Source organism: Streptococcus sp. D2 (genome assembly GCF_006385825.1).
Lineage (GTDB): Bacteria > Bacillota > Bacilli > Lactobacillales > Streptococcaceae > Streptococcus > Streptococcus shenyangsis.
The window spans coordinates 37,178-63,123 of the sequence record NZ_VFSI01000009.1; the positions used below are offsets into that span (position 1 = coordinate 37,178).

General features: G+C 39.2%; 26 protein-coding genes and 1 pseudogene. 20 read left to right on the forward strand and 7 right to left on the reverse strand.

Annotated features, from left to right (window positions below):
* Positions 1–191 precede the first annotated feature (191 nt).
* On the reverse strand, positions 192–533 hold the full coding sequence (locus tag FJR73_RS06640) for a metal-sulfur cluster assembly factor (protein WP_001206380.1): 342 nt from the start codon (positions 531–533) through the stop codon (positions 192–194).
* 124 nt (positions 534–657) lie between these two features.
* Here FJR73_RS06640 and FJR73_RS06650 point away from each other — a divergent pair, with 124 nt between their 5' ends.
* The 13 genes from FJR73_RS06650 to FJR73_RS06710 all read left to right on the forward strand — a co-directional run bounded on the left by FJR73_RS06650 (position 658) and on the right by FJR73_RS06710 (position 11,344).
* Positions 658–1,509, forward strand: a complete 852-nt coding sequence (locus tag FJR73_RS06650; protein WP_140834032.1) for a helix-turn-helix domain-containing protein — start codon at positions 658–660, stop codon at positions 1,507–1,509.
* 197 nt (positions 1,510–1,706) lie between these two features.
* Positions 1,707–2,954, forward strand: a complete 1,248-nt coding sequence (locus FJR73_RS06655; protein ID WP_140834033.1) for an MFS transporter — start codon at positions 1,707–1,709, stop codon at positions 2,952–2,954.
* Positions 2,955–3,182: 228 nt separating this feature from the next.
* On the forward strand, positions 3,183–4,463 hold the full coding sequence (gene hisS / locus FJR73_RS06660; RefSeq protein WP_140834035.1) for a histidine--tRNA ligase: 1,281 nt from the start codon (positions 3,183–3,185) through the stop codon (positions 4,461–4,463).
* A gap of 49 nt (positions 4,464–4,512) precedes the next feature.
* Positions 4,513–4,926 carry a hypothetical protein gene (locus FJR73_RS06665; RefSeq protein ID WP_140834036.1) on the forward strand — a complete coding sequence of 138 codons (414 nt, stop codon included), beginning with the start codon at positions 4,513–4,515 and terminating at the stop codon, positions 4,924–4,926.
* 9 nt (positions 4,927–4,935) lie between these two features.
* Positions 4,936–5,142, forward strand: coding sequence for a helix-turn-helix transcriptional regulator (locus tag FJR73_RS06670; RefSeq protein ID WP_140834037.1), 207 nt, complete (start codon positions 4,936–4,938; stop codon positions 5,140–5,142).
* Positions 5,142–5,339, forward strand: a complete 198-nt coding sequence (locus FJR73_RS06675; protein WP_140834038.1) for a hypothetical protein — start codon at positions 5,142–5,144, stop codon at positions 5,337–5,339. Before FJR73_RS06670 ends, FJR73_RS06675 begins: the two co-directional genes overlap by 1 nt.
* On the forward strand, positions 5,336–6,082 hold the full coding sequence (locus FJR73_RS06680; protein WP_140834040.1) for a DUF3169 family protein: 747 nt from the start codon (positions 5,336–5,338) through the stop codon (positions 6,080–6,082). Before FJR73_RS06675 ends, FJR73_RS06680 begins: the two co-directional genes overlap by 4 nt.
* A 10-nt stretch (positions 6,083–6,092) precedes the next feature.
* Complete coding sequence (locus FJR73_RS06685) at positions 6,093–6,917, forward strand: ABC transporter ATP-binding protein (protein WP_000621677.1); 825 nt, start codon at positions 6,093–6,095, stop codon at positions 6,915–6,917.
* Positions 6,910–7,608 carry an ABC transporter permease gene (locus tag FJR73_RS06690; RefSeq protein WP_140834042.1) on the forward strand — a complete coding sequence of 233 codons (699 nt, stop codon included), beginning with the start codon at positions 6,910–6,912 and terminating at the stop codon, positions 7,606–7,608. The genes FJR73_RS06685 and FJR73_RS06690 overlap by 8 nt, the downstream gene beginning before the upstream one ends.
* A 9-nt stretch (positions 7,609–7,617) precedes the next feature.
* On the forward strand, positions 7,618–8,259 hold the full coding sequence (locus FJR73_RS06695) for a CPBP family intramembrane glutamic endopeptidase (RefSeq protein ID WP_140834043.1): 642 nt from the start codon (positions 7,618–7,620) through the stop codon (positions 8,257–8,259).
* 17 nt (positions 8,260–8,276) lie between these two features.
* On the forward strand, positions 8,277–8,507 hold the full coding sequence (locus FJR73_RS06700; protein ID WP_000832180.1) for a hypothetical protein: 231 nt from the start codon (positions 8,277–8,279) through the stop codon (positions 8,505–8,507).
* A 154-nt stretch (positions 8,508–8,661) separates the two neighbouring features.
* On the forward strand, positions 8,662–10,425 hold the full coding sequence (gene aspS / locus FJR73_RS06705; protein ID WP_140834044.1) for an aspartate--tRNA ligase: 1,764 nt from the start codon (positions 8,662–8,664) through the stop codon (positions 10,423–10,425).
* Positions 10,403–11,344: a YitT family protein gene (locus tag FJR73_RS06710; protein ID WP_140834046.1), complete on the forward strand. Its 942-nt coding sequence runs from the start codon at positions 10,403–10,405 to the stop codon at positions 11,342–11,344. Before aspS ends, FJR73_RS06710 begins: the two co-directional genes overlap by 23 nt.
* Positions 11,345–11,373: 29 nt before the next feature.
* Here the strand turns inward: FJR73_RS06710 and FJR73_RS06715 are convergent, their stop codons facing one another.
* The 5 genes from FJR73_RS06715 to FJR73_RS06735 form a co-directional block, all read right to left on the reverse strand.
* Entirely contained in the window at positions 11,374–12,360 is a 987-nt protein-coding gene (locus FJR73_RS06715; RefSeq protein WP_140834047.1) for a LacI family DNA-binding transcriptional regulator, read from the reverse strand.
* A gap of 9 nt (positions 12,361–12,369) precedes the next feature.
* Entirely contained in the window at positions 12,370–13,170 is an 801-nt protein-coding gene (locus FJR73_RS06720; protein WP_140834048.1) for a DUF1189 domain-containing protein, read from the reverse strand.
* A 135-nt stretch (positions 13,171–13,305) separates the two neighbouring features.
* Positions 13,306–14,148 carry a sugar ABC transporter permease gene (locus FJR73_RS06725; protein ID WP_042900152.1) on the reverse strand — a complete coding sequence of 281 codons (843 nt, stop codon included), beginning with the start codon at positions 14,146–14,148 and terminating at the stop codon, positions 13,306–13,308.
* 1 nt (position 14,149) lies between these two features.
* On the reverse strand, positions 14,150–15,442 hold the full coding sequence (locus FJR73_RS06730) for a carbohydrate ABC transporter permease (protein ID WP_000414958.1): 1,293 nt from the start codon (positions 15,440–15,442) through the stop codon (positions 14,150–14,152).
* Between the two features lie 111 nt (positions 15,443–15,553).
* Positions 15,554–16,825: an extracellular solute-binding protein gene (locus FJR73_RS06735; protein ID WP_140834049.1), complete on the reverse strand. Its 1,272-nt coding sequence runs from the start codon at positions 16,823–16,825 to the stop codon at positions 15,554–15,556.
* Positions 16,826–17,304: 479 nt separating this feature from the next.
* Here FJR73_RS06735 and malQ point away from each other — a divergent pair, with 479 nt between their 5' ends.
* The 7 genes and pseudogenes from malQ to FJR73_RS10540 all read left to right on the forward strand — a co-directional run bounded on the left by malQ (position 17,305) and on the right by FJR73_RS10540 (position 24,714).
* A complete protein-coding gene (gene malQ / locus FJR73_RS06740) occupies positions 17,305–18,822 on the forward strand; it encodes a 4-alpha-glucanotransferase (protein ID WP_140834050.1) in 1,518 nt (505 codons plus the stop codon).
* Between the two features lie 25 nt (positions 18,823–18,847).
* Positions 18,848–21,106 carry a glycogen/starch/alpha-glucan family phosphorylase gene (gene glgP / locus FJR73_RS06745; protein WP_140834051.1) on the forward strand — a complete coding sequence of 753 codons (2,259 nt, stop codon included), beginning with the start codon at positions 18,848–18,850 and terminating at the stop codon, positions 21,104–21,106.
* Between the two features lie 350 nt (positions 21,107–21,456).
* Complete coding sequence (locus FJR73_RS06755) at positions 21,457–22,353, forward strand: XRE family transcriptional regulator (RefSeq protein ID WP_140834053.1); 897 nt, start codon at positions 21,457–21,459, stop codon at positions 22,351–22,353.
* A gap of 158 nt (positions 22,354–22,511) precedes the next feature.
* Positions 22,512–22,733, forward strand: a complete 222-nt coding sequence (locus tag FJR73_RS06760; protein ID WP_033679542.1) for a hypothetical protein — start codon at positions 22,512–22,514, stop codon at positions 22,731–22,733.
* Positions 22,734–22,774: 41 nt separating this feature from the next.
* Positions 22,775–23,599, forward strand: a pseudogene (locus FJR73_RS06765) (ABC transporter ATP-binding protein).
* Positions 23,592–24,380 (forward strand): ABC transporter permease, encoded by a 789-nt coding sequence (locus tag FJR73_RS06770; RefSeq protein WP_140834054.1) that lies wholly within the window; start codon positions 23,592–23,594, stop codon positions 24,378–24,380. Before FJR73_RS06765 ends, FJR73_RS06770 begins: the two are co-directional and overlap by 8 nt.
* Before the next feature lie 127 nt (positions 24,381–24,507).
* Positions 24,508–24,714, forward strand: a complete 207-nt coding sequence (locus FJR73_RS10540) for a hypothetical protein (RefSeq protein WP_033679545.1) — start codon at positions 24,508–24,510, stop codon at positions 24,712–24,714.
* A gap of 352 nt (positions 24,715–25,066) precedes the next feature.
* Here FJR73_RS10540 and FJR73_RS06780 read toward each other — a convergent pair whose 3' ends face one another.
* On the reverse strand, positions 25,067–25,915 hold the full coding sequence (locus FJR73_RS06780) for a putative RNA methyltransferase (RefSeq protein WP_140834055.1): 849 nt from the start codon (positions 25,913–25,915) through the stop codon (positions 25,067–25,069).
* Positions 25,916–25,946 lie beyond the last annotated feature (31 nt).

Sequence of the window (25,946 nt, forward strand, 5' to 3'; positions counted from 1 at the left end):
CGGCTTGCTTCTTTTTATCTTCAAAAGTGATTTGCCTGCTTATACTCAATAAAAATCAAAGAGCAAACTAGAAAGCTAGGCGCAGGTTGCTCAAAACAGTGTTTTGAGGTTGTGGATAGAACTGACGAAGTCAGTAACCATATCTACGACAAGCCGACGCTGACGTGGTTTGAAGAGATTTTTGAAGAGTATTAACGAGGTGGTAGTCCAAGGGCAATGCGGCCGTAGCGACTGATTCGTGTGATTTTCCAAGCAGGCGACCAGGTAACTTCAACCTTGACATCTTCGATACCCTCGATTTGTTTCAGACCTGCAACGATTTCGATAGGCAGACTTTCGGCACAATCGCAGGCTGTGTCAGTGAAGGTCATGACAATCTTGCAGAGACCTGTTTCATCCAGATTGATTTCATAAATCAGTCCTAGATTGTAAACATCCAATTCCACATCTGTATCAAAAACCTTCTCTAGTTTTTCGATAATTTGGTCTTGTAAGGCCAAAGCACGGTCATTGATTTTGATATCCTCTCTCATTACAGTCCCTCCACATGATAAATATCCTCTATTTTCTCATAATTCTGACAATTTGGCAAGTTTTTGATGGATTTTCTGAAAAAATATGATAATATAAAGAAAAGACTAAATTAAGGGGAAGCCTATGGAGCAGATTGGAAAAGTCTTTAGACAATTACGAGAGTCAAGAAATATCTCGCTGAGACAAGCAACTGGGGGACAATTTTCGCCGTCCATGTTATCCCGCTTTGAAACAGGTCAGAGTGAGCTTTCGGTAGAAAAATTTCTATTTGCCCTAGAAAATATATCTGCTAGTGTGGAGGAAATACTCTTTCTGGCGAGAGGTTTTCAGCATGATACAGATTCTGAGTTGAGAAAAGAAATCATAGATGTCTTGAATCCAAAGAATATAGCTCCGCTTGAGGACTTGTATCGCAAGGAGTATCAAAAGCATGCCCATTCTCAAAACAAACAGAAACATATTCTAAATGCCATTATTATCAAGTCTTATATGAAGAGCATGGATGAAAGGGTGGAGTTAACAGTAGAGGAAGGGAAAGTTCTTCATGATTATTTGTTTTCTACCGAGATTTGGGGGATCTATGAACTCAATTTATTTTCAGTCAGTTCACTATTTCTATCTGTTTCTCTTTTTACTAGATATGTACGAGAAATGGTCCGCAAATCTGATTTTCTAATGGAAATGTCTGGCAATCGAAACCTTTTTCACACTATACTATTGAATGGCTTTTTAGCCAGCATTGAGTGTGAAGAATTTACCAATGCCTCTTATTTTAAACGTGTTATCGAAGAGCATTTCTACAATGAAAATGAGACCTATTTCCGAATTGTCTATTTGTGGGCGGAAGGTCTCCTTGATAGCAAGCAAGGTAGAGTCAAGGAAGGCCAGAAAAAGATGGAAGATGCTGTCCATATTTTTGAGATGCTTGGTTGTGACAAATCTGCGGATTACTATAGAAAAACTCTCGATTCTTGAATATCTGCAAACTAAGAAAATCATTTGAAATTTGAAGCGATAGAACTTTTGACTACTCGCAGGTCATCAAAGAGATTTTATCGTTGCTTTGCTTATTTTGTGTGTTGCATATATTCAAAAAAATTTCTCGCTAATTCATAAGTGCTATACTATGGTCATACTTCATATTGAACTTATAACAAGAAGGGAGATTATCTATGAAACTATTGTTTAGAAATCAAGCTTATCGACTCTTGACTTTGTCACGATTCTTCAATGCTTTTGGTGCTTCAATTTTTAATCTGGTCTTTATCGTCTATGCATCGACCTTGCCACAAGCATCTTTTGCGGTTGCTATGGCGAATATTGTCATGATTCTTCCGACTTTCTTTACAGTTTTTGTAGGAATTCGGGCAGATTATACGAGGGCCAAGGTCAAATGGATGGTCTATAGTGGTTTGTTTCAGGCGATTTTATTTTTTCTAGCAGCTTTAGTTGTCCAGCAAGCTAGTATATTTGCCTTTTCTAGCCTGTGTTTAATCAATGTCATTAGTGATGTCATCAGTGATTTTGCAGGTGGCTTGCGCATGCCTCTTATTAAGGAAAAAGTAGCTGAAGAGGATTTGATGGAGGCTTATTCTTTTTCCCAGTTCATCACCTATATTTCAGCTATTGGTGGTCAAGCTTTTGGAGTCTGGCTCTTAGGTCTATCGGTTAACAATTTTTCCCTCGTTGCGGGAATCAATGCCTGCTTTTTCCTAGTATCAGCCTCTATTCTCTTTTTAGGAAAAAGCAAATTAAGCCTGTCACTTTCAGCTGCTGATGGTAAATCACTAAAAAATGAGAAGCTATCTATCAAAGAGCAGTTCCTAACGATTTATCGAAATTTACGTCTTGTTTTTCTTAAAGGTGGACAGAAAAACTTTGGCTTTATGCTCTTTGCTGTCTTGCTTATCAATGCTTTGGGTGGCGCTTTAGGAAGCATCTATAACATCTTCTTTTTGAGCCATTCTCTTTTGGACTTTTCTTACACAGAGGCATTATTTATCAGTCAATTCTGTGCTTTGTTAGCAATCATCATCAGTAGCCTTACGGGCAATGATTATTTTGGGAAGCAGTCCTTGCCTAGATTGATGATGTGGGTGACCGTAGGACTCAGTCTAGTTGGTCTAGCTAATTTATTCAATCAAGTCGTACTTGGTTTACTATTTATCTGTTCAACTCTGTATGTGTCTGCTAAAGTTCAACCAAAGATTAGTGCCTTGCTCCTGAAAAATCTAGCTCCAGAGGTTCTAGCTCGTACCAGTAATTTTTTAGGTTTATTGTTTACCTTATCCATACCTGTGGGAACAGCTTGTTTTTCACTTGTAGCTGTATGGAATATACAGTTGACTTGGATGCTATTTGTTGGTCTCTCCTTGATAGCTATTCTTTTGACAGTTATTAATCTCAAAAATGATATCTAATACTCTTCGAAAATCTCTTCAAACCACGTCAACGTTGCCTTGCCGTAGATATGTTACTGACTTCGTCAGTTCTATCCACAACCTCAAAACACTGTTTTGAGCAACCTGCGGCTAGTTTTCTAGTTTGCTCTTTGATTTTCATTGAGTATAAATCCTAATTTTATTCATACTGTTTTAATCCCTCTATTTATGGTAAAATAAGACTATTAAGTTTAAAGAGGACACCCTATGAAATTACAAAAACCAAAAGGAACGCAGGATATTTTACCTGCTGAATCTGCCAAGTGGCAGTACGTTGAGGGCTTTGCCCGTGAAATTTTCAAGCGCTATAACTACGCAGAAGTGCGCACGCCTATTTTTGAGCATTACGAGGTTATCAGTCGCTCTGTCGGAGATACAACGGATATCGTAACCAAGGAAATGTACGACTTCTATGATAAGGGTGACCGTCATATCACCCTCCGTCCAGAAGGAACTGCGCCCGTTGTCCGTTCTTATGTGGAAAATAAACTCTTTGCCCCAGAAGTGCAAAAGCCAAGCAAGTTCTACTATATGGGACCTATGTTCCGTTATGAGCGTCCACAGGCAGGGCGTTTGCGCCAATTCCACCAGATTGGTGTTGAGTGTTTTGGCTCTAGCAATCCAGCTACCGATGTAGAAACAATCGCGATGGCAGCCCATTTCTTGAAAGAAATCGGTATCCAAGGTGTCAAATTGCACCTTAACACTCTTGGAAATCCTGAGAGCCGTGCGGCCTACCGTCAAGCCTTAATTGACTATTTGACACCGCTCAAGGAGACCTTGTCCAAGGATAGCCAACGTCGTTTGGAGGAAAATCCTCTCCGTGTCTTGGACTCTAAGGAAAAAGAAGACAAGGTGGCAGTAGAGAATGCACCGTCTATCTTGGACTTCCTTGATGAAGAAAGCCAAGCCCACTTTGATGCTGTGCGTCAGATGTTGGAAAATCTTGGAGTAGACTACATCATCGATACCAATATGGTGCGTGGTCTGGACTACTACAATCACACTATTTTCGAGTTTATCACTGAGATTGAGGGCAATGACTTGACAGTCTGTGCGGGTGGTCGCTACGATGGTTTGGTTGCCTACTTTGGTGGACCAGAAACTGCTGGCTTTGGTTTTGGACTAGGTGTAGAGCGCCTGCTTCTCATTCTTGAAAAGCAAGGTGTGGCCCTCCCTATCGAAAACGCCCTAGATGTTTATATCGCAGTCTTGGGTCAAGGAGCAAATGTCAAGGCCTTGGAGTTGGTGCAAGCCATTCGCCAACAAGGTTTCAAAGCAGAGCGTGATTATCTCAACCGTAAGCTCAAAGCTCAGTTCAAGTCAGCCGATGTCTTTGCGGCTAAGACCCTCATCACCCTAGGAGAGAGTGAAGTCGAAAGCGGACAAGTGACGGTCAAGAACAATCAAACACGAGAAAAAGTGCAAGTGTCACTTGAAACAATCAGCCAAAACTTCTCAGAAATCTTTGAAAAACTAGGCTTTTAATAGTAGAAAAACTGGTCAGAGAACTACTCTGACCTTTTTCTTTTGCAAAATGACAAAAATCATAAACTTTTTGACAAATATGCTTGTCAAAAAGAAAAAGATGTGTTACAATAAATTCAAGTTAAGAAATAGGAATCAGAAAGGAGCTATGATGTGGGTAGTATTTATACTATTTATGATTTTCTTTTATTCTAATAATTCTAAAAAAATCAAGAAACTAGAGAATAAAATCAAAAAGCTTGAGCGAAAAGAGAAAGGAAATATAGAAATGTCAAGATTATTGCAAGAATTAATTGGGAAAAATCCAACAATCGTTGGACAAGTGTTTGGAACATCTTTATGGGAAGTTGTGGATGTTGATGAGGAATGGGTCAAACTACGTAGTGTTGATAAAGAGGGGAAAGAAAAATTCAAGTTGCAACGTATTGAGGATATCCAAACCGTTGAATTTGATGGAGAGTAGGTGTGTAACATGCAACTAAAAAATCGTCTAAAAGAGCTTCGGGCTCGCGATAGTCTCAATCAAACCGACCTAGCCAAGCTGGCAGGGGTTTCCAGACAGACCGTTAGCCTACTAGAACGGGACGAATACACCCCGTCCGTTGTGATTGCCCTGAAAATATCTCAGATTTTCAACGAAACAGTCGAATCGGTATTTCGCTTAGAGGAGGATGAGTGATGAAAAAGTACAAAGTAATCTATTATGTAGTTGCCATAGCTCTATTAGTCAGCGTATTTCTACTGATTGGGATAGACTTAGGCTGGTTTAATCCCTATCAAAGCGACCAATTTATTTGGGCCTACTTTGCTCTTATCCCAGTCGTTGACTGGATTGAAAAGAAAGTAAACAATTTAGCAAGTGAAAAAGGAGAATGAATATGAAAAAGAAAAAGAAAGGTGGATTGTTATTTTTGATGTCTATTGTCTTGGGAGGTTTCTTGGGCATGTTTGTAGGGATGTTTAAGGCAGATGCCGAATCCAATGGAATTATGTTAGATGTAAAACCCTTGATACCATGGCTATCAGCTATCAGTTTACTACTAGCCGTCATTATTCTTTTTTTGACTTTCAATTTCCTAAAGAAAAGCAGAAAATTTCATTCCTTGTATCGAGAGGAAATGGATGATGATCTGAATGAAACCTATTATGTGCAGATGTATCGGAATCTCGAGTTTGGAACCATTGCTTTTAATATTGCAAGCGTAGCAATTTCATTGTCTATTTTTCTCTCATTAAATGAAGTGGTTATATTGCATACAGACCACCAAACATTTTCCCTCTCTTTCTTAGTCTTTGTGCTATCCTTAATCGCTCAAAAATCTCTTTTTAAAACAATTGCGATTGTGCGTCAGTTTGATTTGGCTCTTTTCTCTACACCAAAGGATGTCTTGGACTATATAAATTCCTATGATGAAGGGGAGCGCCAGGCTAATTTGGAACAGAGTTTTCGAATTTTATTCCAATTAAACCAATATGTCTTACCAGCCTTATATGTTTTTCTTATTATCATTTCTTTCTTGACAGGAGAGATTCAGTTACTAGCCTTCTTGCTTGTTGGAGCTATCCATATTTATATCAATGTGATGCAGTTACCTATGGTAAAACGCTATTTCAAATAAAGGAGTTTCTATGATTCGTGTTGAAAATGTAAGCAAAAGTTTTGGGAGCAAAAAAGCTCTTCATCAGATTTCTTTTGAGATTAAGGAAGGTGAAATCTTTGGTTTTCTTGGCCCTTCTGGCTCAGGTAAAACAACCATGATCAATGTCTTGACAGGTCAGTTGGCTGCAGATCAAGGTAAAACAGTTTTGTTAGGCAAGAACTCTCAAGATTTAACCTCAAATGATTTGGAACAAATTGGTATTGTTAGTGATGGCAGTGGCTTTTATGAAAAGATGAGTCTTTACAAAAATCTGCTCATTTACGCTAAGTTATATGGTCTCAAGTCAGATAGAGTAAATCAGGTGCTCCAACAGGTTGGATTGGCAGATGCTAAAGATATTATCGCAGAAAAACTATCTACAGGAATGAAACAACGAATGTTCTTGGCTCGTGCCCTTCTGAATGCTCCTAAGATTCTCTTTCTAGATGAGCCAACCAGTGGCTTAGACCCTACAACATCCAAGATGATTCATACCCTACTTCAAGAATTAAAGCAGGCGGGGACAACTATCTTTCTGACCACGCACGATATGAATGAAGCAACTCTGCTTTGTGATCGCTTATCTCTTTTGAATAAGGGAAACTTAATAGAGTATGGAAGTCCGCAAGATATCATCCAGAAGTACCATGTGGATAAGAAAGTACGTGTGGTTTATAATGATGGACGAGAACAGATAGTTCCATTTGAAGAATTGCCACATTTAGACACGACAGATTTGATGGTGGTTCACTCTTGTGAGCCGACTTTAGAAGAAATCTTTATCAGATTGACAGGAGAAAAGTTAGATGTTTAGAAAATTAAATGCCCTACTATGGTTAAGATTACAAGTTCTTATCAGCAATTCAACTTTATTGGCGAGTCTATTGATGCCTTTTGGTACTGCTATTCTATATAATGAATTTTCAAATAAGGATGGACAATTGAGCCTATTTTTACTATCTGCTAGCTTGACGATGGTCTTGAGCATGGGAAGTGGTTATATGGTATCGATTATGATGGCAGAAGATAAGGAAAAGCGCAATCTTAAATCACTCATCCTAAGTGGTGTGACAGCAACAGAATATACTATTAGTATGCTCGTTCTTCCTATGTTGATTATGTTGCTTGGAATGATTTTACTACCAATCTATCTTAAAGTAGATGTATCAGGTTACCTATTTGCCTATGTTATCTATTTGGTCTTAGCAACTATTAGTGTTATTTTTCTCAACCTTCTAATCGGTGCGGTGTCAGATACTCAATCTAAAGCGCAAGTTTATAGTATCTTCCCTATGTTAATTGTCTCTTTTTTACCTATGATTGCTCTTCAAAATGATACGGTTCAAAAAGTGTTGGATTACTCGTTCATCGGTCCTATTGTAAATCTTTTAAATAAAAAAGGTGGGGAAATATCTTTTTCTAACATCGGTATGTTACTTGCCTGGGTACTTGTGTTAGGAATAGCAAACCTCTTTGTATTGAAAAACAGCTATAAAGCAAGATAGGAGAACTTTATGAAACTACTTAAAAACCTTGGCTGGTTTCTTCTAGCCATTCTATCCTTTGTGTTTATCTATGGTACCGTTCAGAGTGGGGCTGTAGAAGCTTTGAATCTAGGCGCTTCACCCTATGCTACTACCTTACTCTATGTGGCCTTGGCTGGAGTATATGTGTACGTCATTTATAAATGGTACCAGAAAGCTCCTGTCCATATTGAGAAGAGTGGGTTTAACCGATTTATTTGGCTCCCTGCCTTGGTTTGGTTCTTATCTCTTGTCGTTCAATTTTTCCTACCAAATGATCCTTCAGTAAATCAGCAAATAGCGACAGACTTGACCTTGTCTCAACCACTCTTCTCCTTCTTTGCTATTAATATTTTTGCTCCTTTGACGGAAGAACTCATCTTTAGAGGGATGTTAGCACGCTATCTCTTTCCTAAGCAGGACAATAGCAAACAAACTCTGCTTTTCCTTCTGGTATCGAGTGTTCTGTTTGCTTTGATTCATTCTCCAGGAACTTTGCAACAGTTTTTAGTTTATGCTAGTCTTGGTTTTAGCTTGGGCTTGGCTTATATTAGCAGAAAAGGTCTGGTCTACAGTATTTCTCTCCACGCTTTGAATAATTTAATCGGCTTTTTGATGATACTCATGTTATAATAGAGTCAGGAGGTCACATGAAACGAGTAATTTTATTAGCAGTGATTCAAGCAGTCGTTCTATTTTTCATCATTGGAGCGCTAGCTTATGCCTTTAAGGGCGATTTCTTCTACAACTATCTAGCAGTTGTCTTTGCCCCTATTGCAGGTGTCTTGCGTTTTGGGACGGCTTACATAACGGAAATTGTCTTGCCTCGAAAGGCAGCTGAAATCGCTGAAAAGCGTAAAGCAGGCAAAAATTCAAAATAAAAGAGTCCGATGAAGTTCATCGGATTTTTGTATGGACGCTAATTTTTAGGGTCGTCACTGGATTTTTAAAGACTGACAAACTTTTCTGATGATTTTCATGAAGAGCTTGTGCTTTTATGGTAAAATAGTAACAGAATAAAAGAGGAGAGAAACAATGAAACGTAGTATGTATGCTGGTCGTGTTCGTGAGGAACACATCGGACAAGAAATAACCTTGAAAGGATGGGTAGGCCGTCGTCGTGACCTTGGTGGTTTGATCTTTATCGATCTTCGTGACCGTGAAGGAATCATGCAGTTGGTTATCAACCCTGAAAAAGTATCTGCAGAGGTTATGGCAACAGCTGAAAGCCTTCGTAGTGAATTTGTTATCGAGGTGACTGGCCAGGTCGCTGCGCGTGAACAAGCCAATGATAAGTTGCCAACTGGTGTAGTTGAGTTAAACGTGACAGCTCTGACAGTGCTTAATATAGCTAAAACAACACCATTTGAGATTAAGGATGGGATTGAGGCCAATGACGATACGCGTTTGCGTTACCGTTACCTTGACCTTCGCCGTCCAGAAATGTTGGAAAATCTTAAACTTCGTGCTAAGGTGACCCACTCTATCCGTAATTACTTGGATGAGTTGGAGTTTATCGACGTGGAGACACCATTCCTTTCTAAGTCAACACCTGAAGGGGCGCGTGACTATTTGGTACCGTCTCGTGTTAATAAAGGGCATTTTTATGCTCTTCCTCAAAGTCCACAAATTACTAAGCAATTGTTGATGAATGCTGGTTTTGACCGCTACTACCAAATCGTCAAATGTTTCCGTGACGAGGACTTGCGTGGAGACCGCCAGCCTGAATTTACTCAGGTCGACTTGGAAACGTCTTTCCTTACTGAGCAAGAAATCCAAGATATCACAGAAGGCTTGATTGCGCGCGTGATGAAGGAAACCAAAGGTATCGAAGTGACGCTTCCATTCCCTCGTATGAAGTATGATGACGCTATGGCTCTTTACGGTTCTGACAAGCCAGATACTCGTTTTGACATGTTGCTTCAGGACTTGACAGCAGTGGTCAAAGGTGTAGACTTTAAAGTCTTTTCAGAAGCACCTGCTGTAAAAGCCATTGTGGTCAAAGGAGCTGCGGACAACTACTCACGTAAAGACATCGACAAGATGACTGAAGTAGCCAAACAGTACGGTGCCAAAGGTCTTGCTTGGGTCAAGGTTGTTGATGGAGAATTAAACGGACCAGTTGCTAAGTTCTTGACTAGTATCCAAGCAGAATTGACAGCAGCACTTGCGCTTGAGGATAAGGACTTGGTTCTCTTTGTGGCAGATACGCTTGAGGTAGCCAATGCAACTCTCGGTGCCCTTCGTGGACGTATTGCCAAAGAGCTTGGTTTGATTGATAGCGATAAATTCAACTTCCTTTGGGTGGTTGACTGGCCAATGTTTGAATGGTCTGAAGAAGAAGGTCGCTACATGAGTGCCCACCATCCATTCACGCTTCCACAGGAAGAAACTGCTCACGAATTAGAAGGTGATTTGGCTAAGGTTCGTGCCATTGCTTACGATATCGTCTTGAACGGTTATGAGCTTGGTGGTGGTAGCCTTCGTATAAACCAAAAAGACCTTCAAGAACGCATGTTCAAGGCTCTTGGTTTCTCAGCCGAAGAAGCAAATGACCAGTTTGGCTTCCTTCTTGAAGCCATGGACTATGGTTTCCCACCACACGGTGGCTTGGCTATCGGGCTTGACCGCTTTGTCATGTTGCTTGCAGGAGAAGAAAATATTCGTGAAGTCATTGCTTTCCCTAAAAACAATAAGGCAAGTGACCCAATGACACAAGCTCCTTCAACAGTAGCTCTCAAACAACTAGAGGAACTCAGCTTACAAGTAGAAGAAGATGAAACAAGCAAAACGAATTAAGCGGTGGCGCTATTATCTGCGCCGCTTTGCTCATCAGATAAAAATTTTACGTGTCTTACAAAGCATCTCTCGCGAAAAATATGATGAGAAAATTTCGGCCTCTCTGGTCTATGGTTTTTTATCAGCAGTGGCGGTCAATTTCTTTTTCCAACCAGGACATGTGTATTCGAGTGGTGCGACAGGTCTGGCACAGATTATCTCTGATTTGAGTAATCACTGGTTTGGTTTTCATATTCCGATTTCATTGGCTTTCTACGCTATTAATTTCCCTTTGATGGTCTTAGCTTGGTATCAGATTGGCCATAAGTTCACCATCTTTACCTTTATCACGGTGTCCATGAGTTCCTTCTTTATCCAGTTTGTCCCTGTGGCGACCTTGACGGAGGATCCCATTATCAATGCCCTTTTTGGGGGTGTTGTCATGGGCTTGGGGATTGGTTTTGCTCTTCGCAACAATATCTCCAGTGGTGGGACGGATATCGTCAGCCTGACCATTCGCAAGAAAACGGGTAAGAATGTTGGTAGTATTTCTTTCTTGGTAAATGGGACTATCATGCTGATAGCTGGTTTGACCTTTGGTTGGAAATACGCTCTCTACTCTATGATTACCATCTTTGTCTCTAGCCGTGTGACAGACGCTGTCTTTACCAAGCAAAAACGGATGCAGGCTATGATTGTGACCAATCATCCAGAGAAGGTAATTGAAAAAATCCATAAAAAATTGCACCGCGGAGCCACCATGATCCACGATGCAGAAGGAACCTATAATCACGAGAGAAAGGCAGTTTTAATTACTGTCATTACACGTGCAGAGTTTAATGAATTTAAACAGATTATGAAACAGGTGGATCCAGGCGCCTTTGTCTCTGTATCGGAGAATGTTCATATTTTGGGACGGTTCGTTGAAACAGATAATTAATGACCAAAAAAACCAGCTCGAGCTGGTTTTTATTTTTCAATAATTTTGTGGGCAATCAACTGACGGTAACAAATTTGCTTATTGCTTTTAGCATCGTTGATAATTTGGAGGATAGTTTCAAGGGAAACACGACCAAGTTCTAGGCTATTGATATCAACATAGGCCGCCAAGTTGAGCTTGGGATTGACCGAGTCAAAGCTGAGAACAGGGACATCCAGTTGGTACTTAGCAATATAGTCACAGACCCCTTCGGCTAGGAGACTATCGGTTGTGATGATAGCATCGATTTGTGGGTCATGCTGAAAGAGAAGCTGACTAAATTGATATCCTTTTTCCTCTAGAAATTCATTTGCAAAGTAGGTCAGATTGTCATCAAGAGGCAGTTGGTATTGCTTGAGTGCTGACTCATAGCCTGTTAAACGGTCTTGTGTAACGAAGAGTTTCTTAGAACCTCCGATAAAGGCAATTCGTTTGCATCCTTTTTTGATGAAATATTCGGTTGCATCAAAACCAGCTTGGGCATTGTCATTATCGACAAGAGGGATAAAGGGTGAAATAGATTTTCCTAGAATGAGGAAGGGGAACTGCTCTTCAGCCACCAATTTGACCAAGGGATCTTCCTCTTCAGCATAAAGGAAAATCAAACCATCCACACGTTTACCGTAAACCATTTGTGAAATAGCTTTAAGGCGTTCTTTTTCATCTTTACCTGTTGCTATCTGAATGGCATAGTGGTTTTCAGATGCGACTTGAGAGATGCCACGTAGGACTGATGGAAAGAAAGGATTCTGGTAGAAGGCATCTGAGTCGTCAGGAAGGACCAAGCCGATAACTTGGGTATAACTGCTTACCAAACTACGAGCATTAAGGTTAGGGTGGTAATTGAGCTCCTTCATAGCCTTGCGAACGCGTTTTTTTGTTTCGTCGCTAATGGTTGATTTGTTTTGAATAACACGGGTTACGGGTGAAGGCGAAACACCAGCAGCCTTGGCCACGTCTTTAATCGTAACGGGCATAAAAATCTCCTATTTATGGTAATCTGGATCACGGAAATGCGTTTTATAAAAGATAGTGACCAGATACAGAACAAAAAGAATGTTTTGTACAGTAATGAGAGTTGTCATATTTTGGCCAAAGAGTCCCAAAATAAGCGTAATCAGAGTTGGTAATCCTAAACAGTTCAAGATAAAATGGTAGCACTCTTTAAAGGTCCTAAATGAAAAGAGGCGTGATTTCTTAGTGATATAAAGGAGAAGACTCGCTCCTAGAGAGACGATAAAGAAATTCAAACCAAATAGGAAGCTTGCACCGAGAACTAGGAAGAGACTGATATAGACACGATTCTGCTGGTACCAGTCTTTAGAAATTGCTTGGGTCAAGCTATCTTTACTTTTGAAACTCTCAGTCTCAATCGCTCGGTAAGAGATGCGTGTCAGCTCTTTACTTTCCTTGCTGATGACCAGTTCTTTTGTATCGAAATGCAGTTGCAAGTCCTTAGGTAATTCCTTGCTTGGGCTTGGACCGATTACAATAGAAGGCGCTTGACTAGCTGTTCCTGTATAAGTTAACTTACCATCAACAATTCTAGCATGCTCAGAGAAATCCTGGACAACCTTATCCGTCAGAGGTTCATAGACATTATCGATAAAGGTTTCTAGCGGATAAGTATCCTGGGAGCTGTTTTGAATAGCAATGGGTACCATAGACAAGCTGATAAGGAAGATACTGGTAAAGAGCAGTTGAAACCAGTTGAGTCCGAAACGTTTGGACAGGGGCTTACGAAATCCCCAAATACTTGAAAAATATGAAAATGGATATGGAAGCATTTGTATCTTTCTAAAAGGTGTTTTCTATATGAGTATTATTATATAGAGAAATGTGCTTTATTTCAAGTCTAGGGGGTAAATTGCTTGTTGTTAGTATATATTTTGTAACAATAAGAAAAGGGTGGCGGGGATAGATTATCCCTTGTCGCCACCACTTGTAAGTCCTGAAACAAAGTTCTTTTGTAGGAAGAAGAAGAGAATACAGATTGGAAGGGCGATGAGGATAGCACCTGCTGAGAAGTAGGCAATCTTCATGTTTTTCACATTGTTAACGAAGGTTTGGAGACCAACGGCAACAGTAAAGTATTCTTTCTCACGAAGCAAGAAACTAGAGAGGATATAGTCTCCGAAAGGTCCCATGAAGGCCCAGAGAGCTTGCACAGCAATCATTGGGCGAACAAGTGGGAGAACAATTTGCCAGAAGCGGCGGAAGTGTCCTGCACCGTCTAGTTTTGCGGATTCATCTAGAGACATTGGCACTGTATCGAAGTAACCTTTCATGAGCCAAGCATTCATCGGGATACCACCACCAACATAAAGGAAGATGAGGAACCAGCTGTGGTTAAGGGCGTTCAACATAAGTGCCATAACGAAGAAGGCTGTCAAAGCGGCCATGGTTGGCACCATTTGGATAATCAAGAAGAAGACCAAACTTTGTTTACGAGCCAAGAAGTTGTAACGGCTATAGGCATAACCAGCAAGTACGATGATACTTGTTTGAACAGCCATAGTAATTAAGGCGATAATCAAAGTGTTGAGGTACCAAGTACCGTACAAGGTTTCAGAGAAGAGCCCTTGGAAGTTAGCAAAACTAAAGTCAACGTTGCTGTCTAGTTTAAAGGCTACTACGTTACCAGTCTTGAAGGCTGACATGATAGTAATCAACAGTGGATAGATAATCACGATTGAAAGGCCAATCAAGTAGAGGTAAGTAAGGGTTTGAGTCAGTCTACGTTTGAGTTTGATTGAGTTATTCATCTTAGACGTCCTCCATATCAAATGCGTGTAGTTTCTTGAATGCGATCATAGAGATTGAGATGACAATGATAGAGATAATCAAGGTAACAGCTGCCGCCATAGAGTATTGAGGAGATGTACCTGTTGTCAGACGGTAGATCCATGAGATCAAGATATCGGTTGAACCAGCTCCACCACCGACACTACCAGGTCCTCCAGCATTAAAGAGGTACATGATAGAGAAGTTGTTAAAGTTGAAGGTGTATTGGCTAATCAAAGTAGGTGCCGCAACAGCCAAGATCATTGGGAAAGTGATGTTGCGGAATTTTTGCCAAGCATTGGCACCATCAATATAAGCCGCTTCGTAAAGGTCGTTAGGAATAGATTGCAAGATACCCAAAGTCAAAACGTAGATGTATGGGAATCCAAGCCAACCTTGCATCATAATCAAGGCAATCTTAGTCCAAGTTGGGTCTGTTTTCCAAGGAATAAGAGCCCCATCAAGGAAAGGAAGGAATTTAGCCAGGATTGGCAATACTTGAGTGTTGATAGCTCCGACACTATCGTTAAACATGTTTGAGAATGTCAAGATAGTGATGAAGGCTGGGACAGCCCAAGGAAGAAGGAAAATAACACCAAAGATACGTTTTCCTTTGATAAATGGTTGGTTAGCAATGATAGCTGTGAAGATACCGATGACGATCTGTAAAGTTGAGGCAGCCAAAGCCCAGATGATGGTCCAAGAAAGAACGGCACCAAAGGCAGAACGGAAGGTACTCAAGCTCCAGATATTCGTAAAGTTGGTCAAACCAACCCAGTCCAACAATTTGTTTGGTGGCAAGTGCTGGAAGTCGTAGTTGGTAAAGGCAATCATCAAGGTTACGATAACTGGGAAGATAATCGCAAAAGTCATGGCAACATAAGATGGAATGATCAAGAGGTAAGGGAAGCCATTTTCATAGATTCCTTTGATCATATCTTTTAGCGTAAGTGGTACTGGAATTCCATTGTTAATACGTTTTGCGATTGTATGTGCATCTTTAATATTTGAGAAATAAAAGAGCACATAAACGACTACAAAGATTAAATGGAAGGCACCACGAATCAGCATAAAGAGTGAATTGTCACGACCTGGCTTGTCACCAAGAGTGATGAGATTGCTTAATTCAGGGGCTGCAAGTGCTAGGAAATAAAGGACAAATACGATGGTTACACCAAGGAAGATAAAACCTTTGGCTTTTTGTTTATTGTAAATCTGTCCTAACCCAGGAATGATAGACAGCAGGGCTGCTTTACTAGGTTGTTGCTTTTCCATAATAACTCCTTTCATAGGATACTGGTTTCTAATCAAAACCTAAACTATATATGTTTTTCTATTGATAAATTCAAAGGGGGATTTGAATTCCACCCCCCTTGAACAAATTTTTTATTCACCAAATTTTTGTTTGATTGTTTCTTTAATCAATGTTACAGCATCGTTAGCAGCTGTTTTAGCGTCTTTCTTACCGCTTACAGAGTCAAAGAGCATGTTAGCAGCTGGTTCCCAAACTGCAGACATTTGAGAGATGTTTGGCATTGGTTGAGCGTTCTTGAACTGTTTGATAACAGCTGTTGTCAACTCATCGTTTTTACCTTCAGCGTATGAACGAGCTTCAGTGTTAGCTGGGATTTCGTTAGTTTTATCGTAGAAGGCTTTTTGTTGTTCAGTTGAAACAAGGAAGTCTACAAATTTTTGTGCTCCTTCAAGGTTCTTAGTGCTTGATGGGATGATCCAAGCTTTACCACCACCGAATGCTGCGTAGTCTTTTCCGTTTGGAAGAGTTGGGATAGTTGCAACACCGTAGTTTACTTTAGCATCTTTGAAGGCTTGAGCTTTCCAAGGTCCATCGATAATAGCAGCTGTTTTACCTTCTTGGAATTGAGTTTGGATTAAGTTTCCAGCAGCTGTACCATCTTGCATACCTTTAGGCCATTTTTCGTACCAAGATTTAGCATAGTTGATACCTGCGATAGAACCGTCGTTTGCAAGACCGATGTCTTTAGCGTCTTTACCGTTTTGTCCGAATACGTAAGCACCGTTACCAGCAAGAAGTCCGTATGCAAAGTAGAAGTTTGTCCAGTCAGCTAGGAAAGCAGAAGTTTTTCCATCTTCTCCAGCGAATGCGTATTTGCTATCTTTAGCAAGGTTTTCTAAGTCAGCAAAAGTTTTTGGAGCTTCTTTTACCAAGTCTTTGTTGTAGTACATAACAAGTGACTCGATAACGGCAGGAGCACCGTAAACTTTACCGTCAGCAGCTGTTACAAGAGATTTAGTTTTATCATCTGTTTTAGCGCCGTCGCTCAATTTAACTTCTGAAAGTTGTCCGTCAGTACCAAGGCTACCTACACGGTCGTATGGTGCCATCATAACGTCAGCAGCTTGACCTGATTGGTTGTCAAGAGAAAGTTTGTCAAGACCACCAAGTTGGTCACCAGATTTGATGTTAACTTTTGTTCCTGACTCTTTTTCGTAAGCTTTAGCAACTGTTTCAGCGAAAGCTTTGTATTGGTCTTCAACGTAAAGAGTGATTTCTTTCCCTGCAGATGAACCAGCATCAGCAGCTTTTTCAGCAGGTTTGCTTCCACAAGCTACCAAAAGCAAGCTAGCAAGTGTAACAGTTCCAAGCACAGTAGCGCTCTTCATGAATTTAGATGACATAGTGTATTCCTCCTAAAGAATAACAAATTTTATAATGAGGAAACGCAAACGTTTTCCTTTATGGGACTAGTATAACACAATCAGAAAGCGGTTGCAAGTGTTTTTTATAAAAAAAATAAAAAAATTGTAGAAAATGGTAAACGCTTAATCGTCGTATAAATAGTAGAAAATCTTAAAAATCGGTTTTGTTTCAAATTTAAAAAAGTTGAGAAAACGATTGCCTAATTTACAAATGGAAAGTAGAGAGAATTCTCACTTTATTTTTGCTTAAGTAAGATAAGTGAAACCCTTATTCCTATTTTGTTTGTTTCCTGAAAGGATATATATACGAGTAAGAAGAAAAAATTTTTAAAAAATAATCAAAAAAGTTATTTAAAACCGCTTGCATTTATCAAGAAAATGAGATATACTAATCATAGCGCAAACGTTTGCGTTCGTAAAAATGTAATATCTAACTATAAACACATGAGGTGCTTATTATGAAAAAACGTCAAAGTGGTGTGTTGATGCACATTTCTTCTCTTCCAGGAGCATACGGAATCGGATCATTTGGTAAAAGTGCTTACGACTTCGTTGATTTTTTGGTTCGCACAAAACAACGTTACTGGCAAATCCTTCCATTAGGAACAACTAGTTATGGAGACTCTCCTTACCAATCTTTCTCAGCCTTCGCAGGGAACACTCATTTTATCGATTTAGATATCTTGGTGGAACAAGGTTTGTTGCAAGCAAGTGACCTTGAAGGGGTTGACTTTGGTAGCGATGCGTCTGAAGTTGATTATGCGAAAATCTACTATGCACGTCGTCCTCTTTTAGAAAAAGCGGTAAAACGTTTCTTGGAAGTAGGAGATGTTAAAGATTTTGAGAAATTTGCTCAAGACAACCACTCATGGCTTGAACTCTTTGCAGAGTATATGGCTATTAAAGAAAATTTTGACAATCTTGCTTGGACTGAATGGCCAGATGCAGATGTTCGTGCTCGTAAAGCTTCAGCACTTGAAAGCTACCGTGAGCAATTGGCAGACAAGTTGGTTTACCACCGTGTGACTCAATACTTCTTCTTCCAACAATGGTTGAAATTGAAAGCTTACGCTAACGACAATCACATCGAAATCGTTGGGGACATGCCAATCTACGTAGCGGAAGATTCAAGCGATATGTGGGCAAATCCACATCTCTTCAAGACAGATGTCAACGGTAAGGCGACTTGCATCGCAGGATGCCCACCAGATGAGTTTTCTGCAACTGGTCAGCTTTGGGGTAACCCAATCTATGACTGGGAAGCAATGGACAAAGACGGCTATAAATGGTGGATTGAACGCTTGCGTGAAAGCTTCAAAATCTACGATATCGTTCGTATCGACCACTTCCGTGGGTTCGAATCTTACTGGGAAATCCCTGCTGGTTCTGATACAGCAGCACCTGGTGAATGGGTCAAAGGTCCTGGCTACAAGCTTTTTGCAGCCGTTAAGGAAGAACTTGGTGAGCTAAACATCATCGCTGAAGACCTTGGTTTTATGACAGACGAAGTTATCGAATTGCGTGAACGTACTGGCTTCCCAGGAATGAAGATTCTTCAATTTGCTTTCAACCCAGAAGACGAAAGCATCGATAGCCCACACTTGGCACCTGCTAACTCAGTTATGTACACAGGAACACACGATAACAATACGGTTCTTGGTTGGTACCGTAACGAGATCGATGATGCGACTCGTGAATACATGGCTCGCTACACTAACCGTAAAGAATACGAAACAGTGCCACATGCTATGCTTCGTACAGTCTTTTCATCAGTTAGCTTCATGGCAATTGCAACTATGCAAGATTTGCTAGAATTAGATGAGACAGCTCGTATGAACTTCCCATCTACTCTTGGTGGAAACTGGTCTTGGCGTATGACTGAAGATCAATTGACACCAGCTGTCGAGGAAGGCTTGCTTGACTTGACAACAATCTATCGCCGAATCAATGAAAATTTGGTAGATTTAAAGAAATAATACAATATCAGGAGACACCTTAAACATGTTATCACTACAAGAATTTGTACAAAATCGTTACAATAAAACCATTGCAGAATGTAGCAATGAAGAGCTTTACCTTGCTCTTCTTAACTACAGCAAGCTTGCAAGTAGCAAAAAACCAGTTAACACTGGTAAGAAAAAAGTTTACTACATCTCAGCTGAGTTCTTGATTGGTAAACTTTTGTCAAACAACTTGATCAACCTTGGTCTTTACGACGATGTTAAAAAAGAACTTGCAGCTGCAGGTAAAGACTTGATTGAAGTTGAAGAAGTTGAATTGGAACCATCTCTTGGTAATGGTGGTTTGGGACGTTTGGCTGCCTGCTTTATCGACTCAATTGCGACTCTTGGTTTGAACGGTGACGGTGTTGGTCTTAACTACCACTACGGTCTTTTCCAACAAGTTCTTAAAAACAACCAGCAAGAAACAATTCCAAACGCATGGTTGACAGAGCAAAACTGGTTGGTTCGCTCAAGCCGTAGCTACCAAGTGCCATTTGCTCACTTCACATTGACATCAACTCTTTACGATATCGATGTACCTGGTTACAAGACAGAAACTAAGAACCGCTTGCGTTTGTTTGACTTGGATTCAGTTGATTCTTCAATCATTAAAGATGGTATCAACTTTGATAAAACAGACATCGCTCGCAACTTGACTCTTTTCCTTTACCCAGATGATAGTGACCGTCAAGGTGAATTGCTCCGTATCTTCCAACAATACTTCATGGTTTCAAACGGTGCGCAATTGATTATCGAAGAAGCAATCGAAAAAGGAAGCAACTTGCATGACCTTGCTGACTACGCAGTTGTACAAATCAACGATACTCACCCATCAATGGTTATTCCTGAGTTGATCCGTCTTTTGACTGCTCGTGGTATCGAACTTGACGAAGCAATCTCAATCGTTCGTAGCATGACTGCCTACACTAACCACACAATCCTTGCTGAAGCCCTTGAAAAATGGCCTCTTGAATTCTTGCAAGAAGTGGTTCCTCACTTGGTACCAATCATCGAAGAATTGGACCGTCGTGTGAAAGCAGAATACAAAGATCCAGCTGTTCAAATTATCGATGAGAGCGGACGTGTTCACATGGCTCACATGGATATCCACTACGGATACAGCGTTAACGGGGTTGCAGCACTTCACACTGAAATCTTGAAAAATTCTGAGTTGAAAGCCTTCTACGACCTTTACCCAGAAAAATTCAACAACAAAACAAACGGTATCACTTTCCGTCGTTGGCTCATGCATGCTAACCCAAGATTGTCTCACTACTTGGATGAGATTCTTGGAGAAGGTTGGCACCATGAAGCAGATGAGCTTGAAAAACTTTTGTCTTATGAAGACAAAGTCGCTGTCAAAGAAAAATTGGAAAGCATCAAGGCTCACAACAAACGTAAATTGGCTCGTCACTTGAAAGAACACCAAGGTGTGGAAATCAATCCAAACTCTATCTTTGATATTCAAATCAAACGTCTTCACGAGTACAAACGCCAACAAATGAACGCTTTGTACGTGATCCACAAATACCTTGACATCAAAGCTGGTAACATCCCTGCTCGCCCAATCACAATCTTCTTTGGTGGTAAAGCAGCTCCAGCCTACACAATCGCTCAAGACATCATCCACTTGATCCTTTGCATGTCAGAAGTTATTGCTAACGATCCAGCAGTAGCTCCACACTTGCAAGTAGTTATGGTGGAAAACTACAACGTTACTGCAGCAAGCTTCCTTATCCCAGCATGTGATATCTCAGAACAAATCTCACTTGCTTCTAAAGAAGCTTCAGGTACTGGTAACATGAAATTCATGTTGAACGGAGCTTTGACTCTTGGTACTATGGACGGTGCTAACGTTGAAATCGCTGAGTTGGTTGGAGACGAAAACATCTACATCTTCGGTGAAGATTCAGAAACTGTTATCGACCTTTACGCAAAAGCAGCTTACAAATCAAGCGAATTCTACGCTCGTGAAGCTATCAAACCATTGGTTGACTTCATCGTTAGCGATGCAGTTCTTGCAGCTGGAAACAAAGAGCGCTTGGAACGTCTTTACAATGAATTGATCAACAAAGACTGGTTCATGACTCTTCTTGACTTAGAAGATTACATCAAAGTCAAAGAGCAAATGCTTGCTGACTATGAAGACCGTGACGCATGGTTGGATAAAGTCATCGTTAACATTTCTAAAGCAGGATTCTTCTCATCTGACCGTACAATCGCTCAGTATAACGAAGATATCTGGCACTTGAACTAATACTCTTCGAAAATCAAATTCAAACCACGTCAGCGTTGCCTTGCCGTACTCAAGTACAGCCTGCGGCTAGCTTCCTAGTTTGCTCTTTGATTTTCATTGAGTATAAGATACAAGATTTATACTAATACACTTTCCTATAAAGCGAATTTCGATTGAAATTCGCTTTTTTTTTAATGCTTGAGTAGAAATAGACCTCAGATACTTTATTGAAATGGGGCACTTATATAAGATAGTTGCTTAAAACTATTCGTTATAATTATTTTTTCTGAAAATTGTAGGAAAGTGTGTTAAAATGGAAACGTATACAAGTAGTTGTTTGAATGTCTAATTAGAATTTGAAGAGGCGCATTATGAGTAATTTAGAAATAGGGAAACGGATTCGCACTTTACGAACTGAAAAAGGACTGAGTAGAGAAGCCTTTTGTGGCGATGAAAAAGAACTTACTGTTCGTCAGTTGGGTCGAATTGAAACTGGAAATAATTTGCCCAGTTTAGCGAAACTAGATTATATAGCTGGAGTGCTAGAAATTCCGATATCTCAGTTAATTGATGAAGGCATGATAATTGTTCCTAAAGAGTATTTAAAACTAAAAACGAAATTGATTCGTCAGTCTATTCATGGAGATGAAGAAAAAATCCGCCAACGTGAGGCTATCTTTGAAGATATTCAGGAACATTTTTATGATCAACTCCCTGAGGATGAACAAATAGCAGTTGAAGTTTTACAAGCTATTGATGATGTGTATGTTTCTGAAAACTCTGAATTTGGAGAAGGTTTGATTGAGGAATACTTTGAGCAGTTACTTTTAAAAACAAATTATGACACCAATGATTTACTAATTTTACACCTATATTTTTTAAAGTGTACCTTGAATGCTAAGCCAATTGATAATGTATTTGAAAATATCTATGCTAACATCTTGGAGCAAACTAATTTCTCTGATGCCAACAATATTCATTTGATTCAAAGGGTTATTGTATCAATTGTTTTATATCACTTTAATATTGAATATTATGATTTAATGCCCCAAACGCTAAGTGCTGTACGAGAAATAATAGATGAAATCCAAGATTTTGCTTTACTACCTACAGTAGATTTTTTTGAAGCCAAATATTATATTCATACTAATCAGAATAAAGATCTTGCTTTGGACTACTATAATAAAGCAATAAACGGATCGAAATTATTAAATGATAAATCATTTAGGGATAGAGTAATAGAAGAAAAAAATAAGGATTTTCCATAATTTCAATTTAAAAACAGGACATAAATGTCAGTGGACATAAATGTCCTGTTTTTTTACTCTCATAAGGGATATACTGTTAGTGTAAATAAGTTAAGCAGAACGCAATGCTAGAAACATTACTATTTAACGGGATGTAGATTAGCAGGCGGGAGGAAAATATGGTAAAAACAATTGACTATTATATGGATGAAAAATTTGTCAAGAAGGACTATCTGATTATCAAAAATAGTCTAGATAGCAGACGCCTATGTAAAGTAACACTTGATGAGAAGCTACTAAAATTAGTTCTCTTGCTTCCAAATGAAATGAGAGAAATCAAAATGGACTCTAACTTAAAGCCTAGAATTAGAGTTGTTGACATAACCGATGGGAGTGAGTGAAGTTTCTAAAATACAATTTATCATTAGAAAGAGGTAATACAATGATTAAGGTAGAAAGAGTTACAAAGCGATTTGGAGATAATATTGCTTTAAATCAAATTAGTTTTTCAATAAACGAAGGAGAAATTTTTGGATTCCTAGGTCCATCTGGTTCAGGGAAAACAACAATGATCAATATTCTGACAGGACAGCTACAGGCTAACAGCGGAAAGACAGAATTATTAGGGAAAGATTCTCAAAAATTACTTCCGTCAGATTTTGAAGAGTTAGGTTTAGTAGGTGACACAAGTGGTTATTACGAAAAATTAAGTTTGTACAATAACTTGTTGCTATTTGCAAGACTATACGGAGTTTCAAAATCTCGAATTGAAGAAATTCTAAAACAAGTTGGTCTGTATGATAGTAAAGACACTCCAGCTGAGAAACTTTCTACAGGAATGCGTCAACGAATGCTTTTAGCTCGTGCTTTAATCAATTACCCTAAAGTTCTATTTTTAGACGAACCTACAAGTGGGTTAGATCCCACCACCTCAAAGAAGATTCACAAATTACTATAGGAGTTAAAGGAAAGAGGAACAACCATTTTCTTAACTACTCATGATATGAATGAGGCGACTTTATTATGTGATAACCTAGCTCTTTTGAATAAAGGTGATCTTATTGAACAAGGAAGCCCAAGCGAAATTATCCAAAAATACAACACGGAAAAAAAAGTTGCAGTAACTTATAGTGATTCTACTAAAAAGGTAGTGCGCTTTGAAGACTTGCAGCAAGAAGATTATAAAAAAATGATGACGATTCACTCATGTGAACCAACTTTAGAAGATATTTTTATTAAATTGACAGGAGAAAAATTAGATGTTTAAGAGAATTTTAGCCCTTATCTGGTTGAGGACACAAGTATTATTAACAAACAAAAACACTTTGGTACAAGTAGTATTCCCATTCTTTCTGGTTCTACTCTTCCAAAATTTTATGAATACAGATGGTACTCAAGGGAAAACACTATTGTATAGTTCTTTAACAATGGCATTCTCATTTTCTTCTGGGTCAATGATTTCAAACTCTATTGCAGAGGAAAAAGAAAAAAGAATTTTTAAAACACTCATTTTAAGCGGAGTTCGCCGTGGAGAATATCTTGTTTCCGTGTTGTTTTATCCTGTAATCTTTGCCTTGGCTGCAGTTATTTCTTTCCCTATTATGGTTGAAGTGGATTTCGCAAAAGATTATCCTGTATACCTTGTAGTAGCTTCTCTGGTAGCATTATGTACAATCCTCTTAAATTTAGTGATTGGAGCTATTTCAGAGACACAAACTCAGGCTCAGGTTTATGGTTTGATTCCAATGCTTGGTCTCTCATTCTTGCCAATGTTTTCTCAAGTTAGCTCAGAGATCAAGAAATTTATGGATACAACCTTCTTAGGAGTTTATGTAGATTTCTTTAATAAACCAGATTTCAAGTTGAATTTTGACAGTTTGGGAATCACTTTTGCTTGGGTTGTAGCATTACTTGCCCTTAGTTATTGGGGTTTAAAAAATAAAAAAAGAGTACAGTTTGGAAAACTAACAATTAATCAACTTCAAAAACTAACTTTTTTAAAGTTTAGTGTTAGTAAGTTTTGTAAGAAACCTAGTTTAAAACAGTAAACCAGCGCTTAAAATGCTGGTTTTTACTGTCTTCAACCTCATGTTTCTTCGTAGTTGATTACCTCACATCCCTTGTATTCGCTTACATAAAGTATTATAATATAATTGTAGGAAAGAAGGTGTTTTTATGTGGAAAAAATATTTTTCAAAATATAAATGGACGGATTTATTTTGGATTCTATTTGTTATTTTAACATGCCTCTATATAGGTAACCATGATTTGTTTCCTCTCAATCATCAAGAAATCTCGCTTCGAGGGAGTTTCTGGGGATTTGTACTTGCCTTATATCAATTGCTATTTATTGATAAGTTTATTATCTCGAATCGAAAATAAATATGAGGTATATGCCTGACTGGCTACTTTTAATATTGATTTTGGAGGAAGATTTTGTCTCTATTATTTATTATTTTAAATTTGTTTATCTTGTACAAGATCTATTCTTTGAGGCGAGAGAAATCGAAATACTTGATTTATACGGCCTATATCATATTTGGGGTAAATGTAATGTATGATATTCAATGGTTATTAAAAGAACTGGTTTCAAAGATTTCCACTTAATGTGTATAGAAACTCCAGCGATTTTTGCATAACAAAACGCATAAGATTAAGGTTTTAGCACCTGTTCTTATGCGTTTTTGTAATATTGAAGATTTTCGGTAAGTTTTCTACCTTTGCGAACTCTAGTTTAGATTGCTTTCCCAACCAAAATCTCTGCCTCAATGGTAATCTCTGTCAGTTGGCTCCAGTCAATCTTGCTCTGGTCGATGTGAAAGAGGAGCGGAGTCATACTGAGTAGGGCTTGGAGCTGATCTGCTGTGATAGTCTTAGTCAGAGAGGCCGTTTGGCTAGATAGGATGGTAAAGTGTTCTTGGAAATGATTTTTGATATCTTGGTTGGAATAGTTCTTGTTTGTAAGCTGGTCTTGTACCTTCTGACGGATTTCTTTGAGGTGATTTTTAGTTGGAATAACCTTTATCAAGATACCGTCTTTGGATAAAACGCGACGAAATTCTCCATAGTTGGCAGGTGAGAAGATATCAAGCAGGATATCCATGCTGGCGTCTTTTATAGGAAGACGAGCTAAGTCACCAACGAACCAATTGACTGCCCAGTTGGGTTCGCTCTTGGCAGCGATTTGGACGGAATCTTTGGAAATATCAAAGGCATAGAAGGTTTTGTCAGGATGACTTTCTTGGAGTTTGCGAGAATAGAATCCTTCGCCACAGCCGATATCTAAGACTGTGGTGCTAGTTTTTGATCTTGCAAGCAAGTCAGATACAGCATCTAAAATAGCTTGGTAAAAGCCGGCTTCTAGGATTTGTTGACGATTTTGAAAATTTTCCTTGTCGTAGTTGGTAGATTGCTTGATTTGAGGAGCTAGATTGACATAGCCGAATTTTGCTAGGTCAAAAGAATGGCGATTGCTACATTTGAGACTGCTCTCAACCAGAGTCAGCTTTTCTTGGCAGATAGGACAGGCAAAGGCAGTGGCAGAAGCAAAACGCTGAAGTTTGGGTTTGAGATTTGTATTCATAGTTTAAGTGTATCAAAAGAGGCAGATGAAA